Source organism: Segatella maculosa DSM 19339 = JCM 15638, from assembly GCF_000382385.1.
In the GTDB taxonomy this organism is placed as follows: Bacteria; Bacteroidota; Bacteroidia; order Bacteroidales; family Bacteroidaceae; genus Prevotella; species Prevotella maculosa.
Genome location: NZ_KB908321.1, coordinates 255,986 through 269,107 on the forward strand (window position 1 = coordinate 255,986; position 13,122 = coordinate 269,107).

9 protein-coding genes are annotated in these 13,122 nt (G+C 48.3%); 8 read left to right on the plus strand and 1 reads right to left on the minus strand.

From position 1 onward, the window contains the following. The first annotated feature begins 7 nt into the window (after positions 1-7). Both H164_RS0104720 and H164_RS0104725 read left to right on the plus strand, forming a co-directional pair. Entirely contained in the window at positions 8-874 is an 867-nt protein-coding gene (locus H164_RS0104720; protein WP_081622260.1) for a glycosyltransferase family 2 protein, read from the plus strand. Between the two features lie 796 nt (positions 875-1,670). Beyond that, positions 1,671-2,474: an MBL fold metallo-hydrolase gene (locus H164_RS0104725; RefSeq protein ID WP_019967552.1), complete on the plus strand. Its 804-nt coding sequence runs from the start codon at positions 1,671-1,673 to the stop codon at positions 2,472-2,474. 4 nt (positions 2,475-2,478) lie between these two features. On the opposite strand, the gene tamL is transcribed toward H164_RS0104725, so the two are convergent. After that, entirely contained in the window at positions 2,479-4,689 is a 2,211-nt protein-coding gene (gene tamL, locus H164_RS0104730) for a translocation and assembly module lipoprotein TamL (protein WP_019967553.1), read from the minus strand. A gap of 515 nt (positions 4,690-5,204) precedes the next feature. Here tamL and H164_RS0104735 point away from each other — a divergent pair. The 6 genes from H164_RS0104735 (at position 5,205) to H164_RS0104765 (ending at position 13,051) form a co-directional block, all read left to right on the plus strand. Beyond that, entirely contained in the window at positions 5,205-6,824 is a 1,620-nt protein-coding gene (locus H164_RS0104735) for an ABC-F family ATP-binding cassette domain-containing protein (protein ID WP_025830005.1), read from the plus strand. Positions 6,825-6,937: 113 nt separating this feature from the next. Next, positions 6,938-7,516, plus strand: a complete 579-nt coding sequence (locus H164_RS0104740; protein ID WP_019967555.1) for a nucleotide exchange factor GrpE — start codon at positions 6,938-6,940, stop codon at positions 7,514-7,516. 19 nt (positions 7,517-7,535) lie between these two features. Beyond that, positions 7,536-8,681 (plus strand): molecular chaperone DnaJ, encoded by a 1,146-nt coding sequence (gene dnaJ, locus H164_RS0104745; RefSeq protein ID WP_019967556.1) that lies wholly within the window; start codon positions 7,536-7,538, stop codon positions 8,679-8,681. 4 nt (positions 8,682-8,685) lie between these two features. Beyond that, positions 8,686-10,008, plus strand: a complete 1,323-nt coding sequence (locus tag H164_RS0104750; protein ID WP_019967557.1) for a bifunctional folylpolyglutamate synthase/dihydrofolate synthase — start codon at positions 8,686-8,688, stop codon at positions 10,006-10,008. Between the two features lie 627 nt (positions 10,009-10,635). Continuing rightward, on the plus strand, positions 10,636-11,724 hold the full coding sequence (locus tag H164_RS0104760) for an aldose epimerase family protein (RefSeq protein WP_019967559.1): 1,089 nt from the start codon (positions 10,636-10,638) through the stop codon (positions 11,722-11,724). A gap of 13 nt (positions 11,725-11,737) precedes the next feature. Next, on the plus strand, positions 11,738-13,051 hold the full coding sequence (locus H164_RS0104765; RefSeq protein ID WP_019967560.1) for an MFS transporter: 1,314 nt from the start codon (positions 11,738-11,740) through the stop codon (positions 13,049-13,051). Positions 13,052-13,122 lie beyond the last annotated feature (71 nt).

Sequence of the window (13,122 nt, forward strand, 5' to 3'; positions counted from 1 at the left end):
ACTGAGCATACTCGTCCCCTGCTACAACTGCCGATGTGTAGCACTCGTCAAGGCGCTGGCCATGCAATGCGAAAACATTGAGGGCCTGCGCTACGAAATCATCGTCGCCGACGACGGAAGCACAGACACACACGCGCGCCTCACCAACAAAGAGATGCTCGAGCTCGCGAACGTCGTCTACCTGCAACGCCGTGAAAACGTCGGGCGCGCACGCATCAGGAACGTCCTTGCGCGCCGGGCGACGAGCGCGTGGCTGCTGTTTGTCGACAGCGACATGACCGTCTGCCGAGACGACTTCGTCCTGCGCTACGCCGAACTCGACGACGCCTATGAAGTGGCCTGCGGCGGCTATCTGCTCGGCGACGCGAAGGGCAACAACCTGCGATTCCTCTATGAAAAACAAGCCGCCGACAGCAACACGCTCGCCCGCCGCAATTTTCACCCCTATCACAACCTCCACACGGCCAATCTCCTGATGCGACGTGAAACGGCGTTCGCCCACCCCTTCGACGAGCGTTTCCGCCGTTACGGCTATGAGGACGTGCTCCTCGGGAAGCAACTCATGCAGGCCGGCACACGCATCATTCACATAGACAACCCCTTGCTCTTCGCAGATTTCGAGAGCAACACGCATTTCATGCAAAAAACCGAAGAGGCCCTGCAGACGCTCCATACATTCCGCGAAGAACTCCGGGGATTTTCGCGGCTGCTCGACGTGGCCGACAAAATCAGGCGCCTGCATCTGCAGCCACTCGTTGATTTCTATTGGAAACGAAGAAAGAAATCATGGCGCGCATGCCTGTGCGGCAATCAGCCGAAGCTGAAATGCTACAAATACTATAGATTGGGCTATTTCCTCTCACTTTTTTCATAAGAGAGGGAGAGCCTCCCCCGGCCCCTCCGAAGGAGGGGGGCGCGAACGAGCGGGAACCCACCCCGGCCCTCCCAAAGGGAGGGAGCCATAGCTTGCGGACAAATTTTCTCAAGTTTCTGCTCCCTCCCTTCGGGAGGGTTGGGGTGGGTTGTCAGTTTCTGCTCCCCTCCTTTGGAGGGGCCGGGGGAGGCTCCCAATTTCTGCTCCCTCCCTTTGGGAGGGCTTGGGTAAGTTTAATTTTTTTTGCAGCCAACAATAATTTCCGCGCGGAAATTGGAATTTCTAATCAGGAAACGGTAATTTCTACTCGGAAACTCGAGTTTCTGGACAACCAACGACAATTTTTGTAAAGAATTCTTGGTTTCTAAGCAGAAAACGCTGTATTGTGTCAAGAATTTTGGAATTCTAAGCAAAAAACAGAAAATTTTGTAAAGAATTCGCGAATTTTTTGCAGAAAATGGAAAATTTCGCTCAGAATTCCAAAATTCTTGACAAAAATTCTCATTTTCTGCTCAGAATTCCAAAATTCTTGGCAAAATACAGCGATTTCTGCTCGGAATTCACAAATTCTTGATAAAAATCGGAAAATTCTGCTCAGAATTTGCAAATTTTTGATGCCTTACAGCGATTTTTGATGAAAAACATGCGTTTCTGAACAGAAAATAGCTTCGTTCTGTCCTTCGAAAGGAGCGGAAAGTGAGCCGCACCTATAAAACTGTTAATTCGCGAGAAAGACGGACAAAACCTTTGGCTATTTCGCCTTTTCTTGATAATTTTGCAGGAAAACATCAAATACATGCTGAAATTTATTTCGTTCGGCAGTGGCAGTAGCGGTAATTGCTATTGTCTGTTCACCGAGACAGACGGAATCCTCATAGACGCCGGCTTGGGGCTCCGCACGCTGAAGAAACATTTCAAGGATTACGGCCTTCGGCTGGCCGATATCAACAGTTTACTGGTTACGCACGACCATGCCGACCATATTAAGTCGGCGGGAAGCCTGAGCCACGACTTCGACATCGACGTCTATGCAACGCGGAAGGTGCATGCGGGCATCGAACAGAATTACAGTGTAAAAACAAAGGTCGAGCCCCGGCACGTCAAGGTGATTGAGCAGGGAACGCCCTTTTTGCTCGGTTCGTTCGCCATCACACCCTTCAACGTGCCTCACGACAGCTCGGACAACGTGGGATATAAGGTGGTGTGCGGCGAGGTCGTCTTCGTACTCATGACGGACATCGGCCACGTCACGCAGGAGATAAGAAACTTCGTCGGCGAGGCAAATTATCTCGTGATTGAGGCCAACCACGACGAAGAAATGCTGGCCGGAGGTGCTTATCCGCAACATCTGAAGGAGCGAATACTCGGCCCCAACGGTCATCTGGCCAACGCGGCCTGCGGAAGGGTCATCGCCGAGTGTGCGACCCCTTCCTTGCGGAAAGTTTGGCTGTGCCACCTGAGCGAGGAGAATAATCATCCGGTTTTGGCCCAGAAAACAGTGGAGAATGTCCTTCGCGCGCATGGGATTGTCGCGGGCGTCGATTTTACGGTCGAAGTGCTCAAGCGAAAAGTGCCGACGGGCGTCTACGAGCTCGTCTGATGCGTCAGAAAGGCATTCCGACGGCAAAGTGGAAGGTGAAATCGCGCCCGAAGGCCGGATGAAGCAGCGCGTAGTGTTCATTCTGCGTGCGATAGGCAGGATTGATGGCCTTCATGCCCATGTCGAAGCGTAGAACGAAGTAATCGAAGTTCAGGCGCAGTCCGACGCCGTAAGCCACGGCAATCTGCTTGTAGAACGAGCCGAGTTTGAACTGTCCGCCCGGCTGCTCGGCATAGCTGCGCAGCGTCCAGATATTCCCGGCATCAACGAAGGCCGCTCCGTTCAACTTCCAGAAAAGATAAGTGCGATACTCGAGATTCAGGTCGAGCTTCATGTCTCCCGTTTGGTTAATGAAGTCGATGCGCCCGTTCGAGCCTCTGAAACTTCCGGGGCCGAGGCTGCGCACGCTCCAACCGCGCACGCTGTTGGCACCACCCGAGAAATATCGTTTTTCGAAGGGCAAGACGGTGCTGTTTCCGTAGGGCCACGCTATTCCGAGGCCTACGTGCATGGCCAGCGTGTTGCGGCTGTCGAAATTCAGCAAGCGCGTATAGTCGGCGTCGAACTTTGCGTATTGCGCATAGGCAATATTGAACAGCGTGTGCTGTCCGCTGGCGTTCTGCTTGAAACGAAAGGCGGCCGACAGCCCGTCCAGCAAATTTCCTGCAGTTTCGATGTTGGCCCGGAGTGCGTTCTGCCCGTCGTTGTAGGTCAATCCGGCCCCAACCTTCATGATGAATAAATCTTCGTAGTTGTAACGCAGAATGGCGTTGCGGTTGTTCGGGCTGTCGAGGTAATCGTGCTTAAACGTCGGGCTTATCCACGGCATATAGACATAATTCAGGTCCAGCAGGTCTACCCTGTAATTAATATGATGGCGAGGCTCAGCCCAACGATAGCGCCAGCCCGCCGAGAACACGCGACGATGGAACTCCGGGCGGTTCTGCGAATTATAGCCTAACGAAAGCTCGGACGTAGCCAAGCTGCGACGTTTGAACGTAGGCGAAAGGAAGGGAGCCAGAAAGCGCGGGAATTGTAACCGACCATCAATGCCGTACTCCACGTAGTTCTGGTTCTGATAACCCTCAAGTCCGGTGATTGCTTCAAAGGCGCTGCGTAGCCGCACGGTCAGAAGCTCAGAACCATGGAAGAAGTTGCGGTTCTCCCACGTCAGACTGGCAGCCGCTCCCAAATCGCCCGCGGTGTTCGTGCCTTCCGGCTGGAACGAGAGCGTGTTGGGCTTGTTGGTGCTGATTTGAATGCTGCAGTCGAGCACGGTCGTGTCGGGACGCTCGTTGAAACGGATATTGGTGTATTTCACGGCCTGCAGCCTGGAGAATTTGTTGTAAGTTTCTTGTAGGGCCTCGCTGCTGTAGAGACTTTTCTCATCGAACATGGTTGCGTTGCGCAGCACCTGCTCGCGCAGATGCAATCGGCCGTCGTCGTCGCCGCTCGCATACGAAATACTGTCAACCACATAACGTGGGTGCGGCTCGGGCGAGGCGTCGGACCGGAACGGCATCAGGTGGAGCGTGAGATTGATGTCGCGGCTGTCGCGCGCCGAGTCGGCACTGAATCGAATGAAATCCTTGTGAAACTTATAATATCCGTGGTTTTGCAGGAAGCTCGTCAGGTTACGCCGCTCCGCATTGAGCGCATCCACCGTGAACCGGCTTCCCGATGTCAGCGTGGGCTTAAAGCAGTCGCGCCCGCTACGCACCTCCATCAAGTGGGCGATGGCACTGTCCTGAATATCATAGCGCAGTGATGCGATGCGATAAGGCTCGCCGGGATAAAGCCGGTAGACGACTTCGACCTTCTTCCTCCCCCGTATTCGGGTCAGCAATTCCGTGCGTGCGTGCATATACCCCATGTTCCGCATGGCCGTCGTCAGGTCGTCCATGGAGCGGCGGGCCTGCAATGTGTCGAAAACCACGGGTGCCTCGCCGACATGCTTCAGCATGCGATTGAGCCATTTCGTGGAGTCTCTGCCCGCCAGACTGTAAGTTCCCAGCGGAATTCTGAAGAGCGAGAACCAGCGAGAGTTGCCCTGCTGGCGCACGTAAGTCTGAAGCGTCGAAGCATCGAGCGACTTGTCGGCGGTCTCCACTCTGACTTTGTCGAGCAGGTAACTACCCTCCGGGACGAACTTCGACGCATTGCAACCCATCAGCAACAAGGGAGTCGTCAATATGTAAACCCATCTGAATTTCATAGGCTTGCAAAGATAAGCTTTTTTTCCGGAATATGCAAATCCACCAAGTGGGCCTACGGGGCCGAACACGTGCTATGCCCCCTCCCCGTTTGCTCTGTCCAGTAGTTGAAACCATCGCAAGACGAGCCCGCTTTGCACCGTGGTTTTCGGCCTCGCCCGACCGGGTTTCCCATCTCAGCCATCTTGCTTTGCAATATCAGCCATTTCGCCTCGTAATATCAGCTATATTGCGGCCTGATTTCAGCCATTTCACACGGCACAATGGCTGACCTTCCCCTCTCATTTCAATTACATCCCATTCTCGCGTTCGTGAGACCCGGGTCTCGCGCTCATGAGACCCGGGTCTCACGCTCGTGACATCCCCCTCTCACTTCAATATCCCGCGAGGCAAGGATAAACCGACTATGTTAAAAAGAACTAATGGAACGGGGTGCAAGATGGATAAATCGGAAATATAAAGTTTTTTGTTTACCTTTGCACGCGAATTTCAATGAACAAGGTAATAAGACTAAAAAATGATAACATTAACAAATCTTGCTGTCCAATTTGGAAAGAGAGTGCTTTACAAAGACGTAAACATCAAGTTCACCCGTGGCAACATCTACGGTGTCATCGGAGCCAACGGTGCGGGGAAATCGACCTTACTGCGTGCCATCAGCGGTGAATTGGAGCCGAACCACGGGACCGTGGAGCTTGGTCCGGGCGAACGTCTCTCGGTATTGGAGCAGGACCACTTCAAATATGACGAGTTTCGTGTCATAGATACCGTGCTCATGGGGCACCAGCCGCTTTGGGACAACATGAAAGAGCGTGAACGGCTTTATTCAAAGGAAGAAATGACCGAGGAAGACGGTAACCGGGCCGCGGAACTTGAAGAAAGATTTGCCGAAATGAACGGTTGGGAAGCCGAGAGCGAGGCTGCACAGTTGTTGCAGAACTTGGGCGTGAAGGAAGAGCTCCACCAAAAGATGGTGGCCGAGTTGAGCAATACGGAGAAAGTGCGCGTCATGTTGGCCAAGGCTCTCTTTGGAAAACCAGACAATCTGTTGCTTGATGAGCCTACCAATGACCTTGACCTCGACACCGTGGAATGGCTGGAGGACTATCTATCCGAGATTGATGAGAACCAAACGGTGCTCGTCGTAAGTCACGACCGCCACTTCCTTGATGCCGTTTCCACGCAGACCATCGACATTGACTACGGAAAAGTGACCGTCTTTGCCGGCAACTATTCGTTCTGGTACGAGAGTTCGCAGCTGGCGTTGCGCCAAGCGCAAAACCAAAAACTGAAGGCCGAAGAGAAGAAGAAGCAGTTGGAGGAGTTCATCCGCCGCTTCTCGGCCAATGTAGCGAAGAGCAAGCAGACCACCTCGCGCAAAAAGATGCTTGAAAAGCTGAATGTTGAGGAAATCAAGCCATCAAGTCGCAAATATCCCGGCATCATCTTCCAAATGGAACGCGAGCCGGGCAATCAGATATTGGAAGTGGAAGGACTCAAGGCTGTCGATGCTGACGGTACAGTGCTCTTTGATGACATTCATTTCAATATTGAAAAAGGACAGAAAGTCGTTTTCCTTAGTCACAATCCGAAGGCCATGACAGCACTTTTCGAGATTATCAATGGTAATCGTGAGGCTGCTGCAGGAACTTATAAGTGGGGAGTGACCATCACCACGGCTTATCTGCCCCTCGACAACACCGAGTTCTTCAAGAGCGACATGAACCTTGTGGACTGGTTGGGGCAATATGGCGTGGGTAACGAAGTCATGATGAAAGGCTATCTGGGCAGAATGCTGTTCAGTGGTGAAGAGGTGTTGAAGAAGGTCAATGTGCTTTCAGGAGGTGAAAAAATGCGTTGCATGATAGCTCGCATGCAGTTGCAGAACGCAAACTGTCTGATTCTCGACACCCCGACCAATCATCTCGATTTGGAAAGCATTCAGGCTTTCAACAACAATCTGACGCTTTTCAAAGGCAATATCCTCTTTTCAAGCCACGACCATGAGTTTATCGAGACCGTAGCCAATCGCATCATCGAACTCACACCAAACGGAGCTATCGACAAGCTGATGCCCTACGATGAATATATCCATGATGATGCCATCAAGGAACAGAAAGCCAAGATGTATAACTAAACAAAAGAATGCCTGAAACCTATGTCTCATTTTCTTTCGGGAGATGTCTGAATTGGCTTCAGGCATTGTTTTGGCATGCATTTTGCCCTATTCCACAATAAAAACATATAATAATGAAAAAAGAAGAAGACATAAAGCTAAACGAGAACACGTCGGCTGAAGAGATGGAAAACCTCGAAGACCGTCAGACTGTGGATAATGAAGACGCCGTCAATGAGGTTGAGCCCGAAGAAATGGGAGAAAGCAAAGACTCGGTTGAGGCTTTGAAAGAAGAGAACAGTAAGCTGAAGGATCAATTGCTGCGCACAATTGCAGAGTTCGACAACTTCCGTAAACGTACAAATAAAGAAAAGGCAGAACTCATTTTGAATGGCGGCAAGAAGACGATAACAGATATCCTGCCCGTACTTGACGACTTTGAGCGTGCACTTGAAGACAAGAGCGACGATCCGGTTGCTATCAAAGAAGGCATGCAGATGATTTTCAACAAATTCGTGAAGACACTTGAAGGAATGGGAGTAAAGAAGATTGAAACCAATGAGGCTGACTTCAATACCGACTATCACGAAGCTATTGCCATGGTTCCGGGAGTGGGCGAAGACAAGAAAGGTAAGGTTATCGACTGTGTTCAGACGGGCTATACCATGAACAATCAGGTAATCAGACATGCAAAGGTAGCCGTAGGACAATAATAAAAGGTATAGAACAGACATGGCTCAAAAAAGAGATTACTACGACGTGCTTGGTGTGCAGAAGACCGCCACAGACGAAGAAATTAAAATAGCTTACCGAAAGATTGCTATCAAATATCATCCCGATAGAAACCCCGGTGATAAAGAGGCCGAAGAGAGATTCAAGGAAGCGGCAGAGGCTTACGAGGTGTTGCACGATTCGCAGAAGCGCCAACAATATGACCAATTTGGCTTCGACGGTTTGCAAGGAGCGGGAGGCGGTTTCGGCGGTGGTATGGATATGGACGATATTTTCTCCATGTTTGGAGATATCTTTGGTGGTCACAGTGGCTTCGGTGGTTTTGGCGGAAGGCAAAGACAAACCCAATATCGTGGTGCGGATTTGAGATTGAAAGTAAGTCTGACCCTTGAAGAAGTAGCCACTGGCGTTACCAAAAAATTCAAAGTAAGAAAAGATATAGAATGCAAACACTGCCATGGTAGCGGTGCAGAGGGCGGAAGTGGAAGCGAAACCTGTCCAAACTGCGGGGGACGCGGCGTTGTTATGAAGACAGTTCGCACCATGTTGGGTATGATGCAGACGCAAACGGAATGTCCCCAATGTCACGGTGAAGGTACTATTATAAAGAACAAGTGTAAGGAATGCGGTGGAACAGGTGTTGTCAAAGGAGAAGAAGTCGTTGAGATACAAATACCGGCCGGCGTTGCACAAGGCATGGTTGTCAATGTTCCGGGAAAAGGGAACGCAGGAATGCATAATGGTATCACAGGCAATATTCAAGTACTAATAGAAGAACTACCTCATGAGACTTTCGTCAGAGATGGGCAAGACATCATCTATAACCTGCTACTCGACTTCCCAACAGCTGCTCTCGGCGGCGAGGTTGAAATCCCAACAATTCAAGGTACAAAGGTTAAAATCAAGATTGATGCGGGTACACAGCCCGGAAAGACGCTCCGACTACGTGGAAAAGGACTTCCGGCTATTCAAGGATATGGGAGTGGCATGGGCGATCTCGTCATCAATATCAGTGTTTACATTCCGAAGACGCTTGACAAAGATGAGAAGAAAGCCATAGAGGCATTCAAGGACAGTGATAACTTCAAAGGAGACGCGACCACCAAGCAGACCATCTTCCAAAAGTTCAGAAACTATTTCAACTAAGAAGATGAATTACGCCGAGACTGTAGAATATCTATTCAATAGCACCCCTGTCTTTGAACATGTGGGTGCTTCTGCATATAAAGAAGGACTGTATAACAGTTTAGCTTTAGACGAGCATTTCGGACATCCACATCGTTCATATAAGACAATCCACGTAGCAGGTACCAACGGCAAAGGTTCCTGTTCACATTCCTTGGCTGCCATGCTCCAACAAAAAGGCTATAAGGTAGGGCTTTACACTTCTCCTCATATTATTGATTTTCGTGAGCGAATCAGAGTTGATGGGCAGTGTATCTGTGAAGACTCCGTTATTGACTTCGTGGAGAAAGAACGTAGTTTCTTTGAGCCTCTCCATCCAAGTTTCTTTGAATTGACAACAGCACTGGCCTTTAAGTATTTTGCAGAACAGCGAGTTGATATTGCAATAATTGAGGTGGGACTTGGGGGAAGACTCGATTGTACCAACATCATCACCCCCATTCTATCCCTCATCACAAATATCAGTCTGGATCATGTTCAATTCTTAGGTGACACGCTTGCCAAAATAGCTTACGAAAAGGCCGGTATTATCAAGGAAGGTGTCCCTGTTATTATAGGAGAATATACCATGGAAACACGTCCCGTATTTCATAAAAAAGCCACAGAAATGCATAGTCCCATCTTTTTTGCCCAAGACAATATGGAAGTCATCAGTAGCAAAATAGATAAAAATGGCATGCGAAGCTATAACACAAAGCACTTTGGCCGCTTTCATGCGGAACTTGCCGGTAACTATCAAGTGAAAAACATGAATACAGTTTTAACTGCCGTCAATGTATTAAAAGAGCAAGGAATCGATCTTAGCGATACCATCAGCGCTTTGGGGCATGTGAGCGAGCTAACCCACCTGATGGGGCGATGGATGAAGATAAACAACACACCGAGAACCATATGCGATACCGGACACAATGTCGGTGCTTGGCAATATTTGGCACCACAGATAAACTCACAGCCATGTAAAACGCTTAGGATTGTGTTCGGTATGGTTGATGATAAGGATGTTAACGCTGTGATGAGCATGCTTCCTAAAACTGCCGTTTATTACTGGACACAATCTACTTCAAAGCGTTCTATACCGGCAGAAAAGATTTCCATGATAGCACAAAAATATAGATTAACGGGCAGAATATATAATCATGTAATTGATGCCTACTATCAAGCACTTTCAGAAGCTGACCGAGAAGATTTTGTTTTCATCGGAGGTTCAAGTTATATTGTAGCAGATTTACTTTCGACTATTAGCTTGATTGTCGACAAAAGGACGGCAATGCCACCCTCACGATGGTAGAGCATAGCTCGGGGTAAAAGAATCCACCCGATGGTTCTACGGCGTCGGACAACAGTTCCTTTTTATATTTTTTATCGTCCGAGCCCTCGGAAAACAGTTTAAGCTTTCTTTTTCTTCCATCCGAGGCCTCGGATAGCGTTTTCTGTTAATTAATTTTACATCCGAGGTCTCGGATAGTGTTTTCCGTTAATTAATTTCGCATCTGGGGCCTCAGATAACGCTTTCTGTTAATTAATTTCACATCCGAGACCTCGGATAGCATTTTCCGTTAATTAATTTCACATCTGAGGCCTCGGATAACAGTTCTTTTTCTATTTAGCTCCCATCTGAGCCGTCGGACAAGCGTTCCTTTTTTGTTTTACTATCTTCCGAGCCGTTGGACGAGTGTTCCTTTTTTGCTTTCCGTTAATCCGATGCTTCAGAGACGCAGTTTTTCCTGTTTTTTTCTCCATGGGGTTCATATCGAACTCGCATAGGATAGAGCGCTGCACGAACTTCCCCATCATGATCTTTAAAATATTAGAAAATAAGTAAATAGGTGAAAGTTTTTGTTATTTCATTTGTGGAATTCGTAACTTTTTATTTACTTTGCAATAAGATATGACTAACTAAAAACTTAAAGATATTATGAGCACAATTCCAAATGAAAACATCTGTGGCCTGAAACGTGAGGACTTTCAGACCACAATTAACGGGAAGAGAACCGATTTGTATGTCCTCCGCAATGCATTGGGTAATGAAGTTGCAATCACGAATTATGGAGGAGCGATAGTTGCAATCATGGTACCCGACAGAGATGGTAAATATGCTAATATCATTCAAGGACATGATAATATCAATGATGTAATAAACTCTCCAGAACCTTATTTAAGCCGTTTAATCGGACGCTTTGGAAATCGCATAGCCAATGGAAAATTTCAATTACATGGTAAAGAATACTGCCTACCTATCAACAATGGCCCCAACTCATTACATGGTGGCATAAAAGGCTTTAACATTAAAGTTTGGGATGCCGAATTGATGAATGACCGTTCACTGGTGCTTCATTATGTTTCTGCATACGGTGAAGAGGGCTTCTCCGGAGAATTAAAAACAACAGTCATCTATACATTCAATGACGATAATGAGTTGGTGATAGATTATTTGGCTTGCACTAACAAAAAAACGATTATCAACCTAACACACCACGCATTCTTTTCTTTAGCCGGTATTGCTAACCCTACTCCCACTGTTGACAATTTAGAATGTGAAATCAATGCCGACTTCTACCTACCTATTGATAAAACGAGTATTCCGACAGGGGAAATACTGAAAGTTGAAGATACTCCTTTCGATTTCCGAACACCGATGTCCATAGGGAAGCGTATCAACGAAGACAACGAGCAGTTAAAAAACGGTTCAGGCTACGACCACTGTTACGTGCTCAACAAGAAAGAAGAAGGCGAGTTGAGCTTTGCCGCAAGAATAACAGAGCCGAAGAGCGGCCGCACTATGGAAATGTATACCACGGAACCCGGTGTACAACTTTATACAGGCAACTTTGAGAATGGCATCAAGGGAACTCATGGTGCGACTTATCCTTATCGATCTGGTATCTGCTTCGAAGCACAGCACTTCCCCGACAGCCCAAATCGTCCTTATTTCCCGTCAGTCGTATTGAACCCGGGTGAGCAATATAAACAAAAAACCATTTATAAGTTTGGAATAAACAAATAATTTATATAAATCAATGGAAAATAACACAAAACAACAAGGAAACATCATTGCCATCATCACAATGATGTTTCTCTTTGCGATGATTTCGTTCGTAACCAATCTGGCAGCCCCTATCGGTGTAATCTGGAAAAACGTGTTCCAAGGAACAGGAAGTGAAAACATGATTGGTATGCTGGGAAATGCAATGAACTTCCTTGCTTACCTCTTCATGGGTATCCCTGCCGGTAAGTTGCTCACCAAGATTGGCTACAAGAACACGGCTCTCACCGGTATTGCCACCGGCTTTGTCGGTGTGCTTATCCAGTTCATCTCTGGTAAGTTTGGTGCCGACGTAAGCGGCTTTGCCGTCTATCTGTTTGGAGCATTCATCAGCGGCTTCGCAGTCTGCATTCTCAACACGGTTGTAAACCCGATGCTCAACCTACTTGGTGGCGGAGGAAACCGTGGTAATCAGCTGAACCTCATCGGTGGAACGCTTAACTCATTGGCAGGAACCTTGACGCCCATGCTCGTGGGCGCACTTATCGGAACCGTTACAGCCACTACGAAGATGGCCAATGTCAACATGGTCCTCTTCATTGCGCTGGGTGTATTTGCAACCGCTTTCGTAGTCTTGTTCTTTATCCCGATTGCCGACCCTGAAATGGGAAAGACAACGAGCGATACCGTTTTCGAACATAGTCCATGGGCATTCCGCCATTTCGTATTAGGCACCATAGCCATCTTCGTCTATGTGGGTGTTGAGATTGGTATTCCCGGAACTTTGAACTTCTACATCAGCGATACTTCTGCTAATGGTGCAGGCCTAATGGAGAATGCAGCCGCTATCGGAGGCTTTGTTGCCGGAACTTATTGGTTCCTCATGCTTGTCGGCCGGTTTATCGCCAGTTTCATAGGAGGCAGGGTATCGAGCCGTTCGATGATGATTGTCACAACCGTTGCCGGCATGGCATTCATCATTTTAGCGATGCTCCTCGGTAAGTCCTCTACCGTTTCCATGCCAGTTTTCACGGGTACGACATTCAAGATGGTCGTAGTGCCTATCGCTGCACTGTTATTGGTGCTCTGCGGACTTTGCACATCTGTCATGTGGAGCTGCATCTTCAATCTTGCCACAGAAGGCTTGGGTAAATATTCAGCAGCAGCCTCAGGTATCTTCATGATGATGGTTGTAGGCGGAGGCCTTCTGCCTTTGGCACAGAACTTCATCGCCGACCATTCAAGCTATCTGTTCTCCTACATCGTTCCTCTCGTTGCGTTGGCTTTCATGTGCTACTATGCATTAATCGGAAGCAAGAACGTCAATAAGGATATCCCCGTAGACTAAACATTCACATTGAAAAGCCCCTCACCTGTACAACAGGTCGGGGCTTTATACTTTCAAACCAGAAACACAAC

Excerpts from the sequence above, each read along its gene's own strand:
- H164_RS0104725 (WP_019967552.1), top strand. The coding sequence starts at position 1,671 with ATGCTGAAATTTATTTCGTTCGGCAGTGGCAGTAGCGGTAATTGCTAT.
- tamL (WP_019967553.1), bottom strand. The coding sequence starts at position 4,689 with ATGAAATTCAGATGGGTTTACATATTGACGACTCCCTTGTTGCTGATG.
- H164_RS0104735 (WP_025830005.1), top strand. The coding sequence starts at position 5,205 with ATGATAACATTAACAAATCTTGCTGTCCAATTTGGAAAGAGAGTGCTT.
- H164_RS0104740 (WP_019967555.1), top strand. The coding sequence starts at position 6,938 with ATGAAAAAAGAAGAAGACATAAAGCTAAACGAGAACACGTCGGCTGAA.
- dnaJ (WP_019967556.1), top strand. The coding sequence starts at position 7,536 with ATGGCTCAAAAAAGAGATTACTACGACGTGCTTGGTGTGCAGAAGACC.
- H164_RS0104750 (WP_019967557.1), top strand. The coding sequence starts at position 8,686 with ATGAATTACGCCGAGACTGTAGAATATCTATTCAATAGCACCCCTGTC.
- H164_RS0104760 (WP_019967559.1), top strand. The coding sequence starts at position 10,636 with ATGAGCACAATTCCAAATGAAAACATCTGTGGCCTGAAACGTGAGGAC.
- H164_RS0104765 (WP_019967560.1), top strand. The coding sequence starts at position 11,738 with ATGGAAAATAACACAAAACAACAAGGAAACATCATTGCCATCATCACA.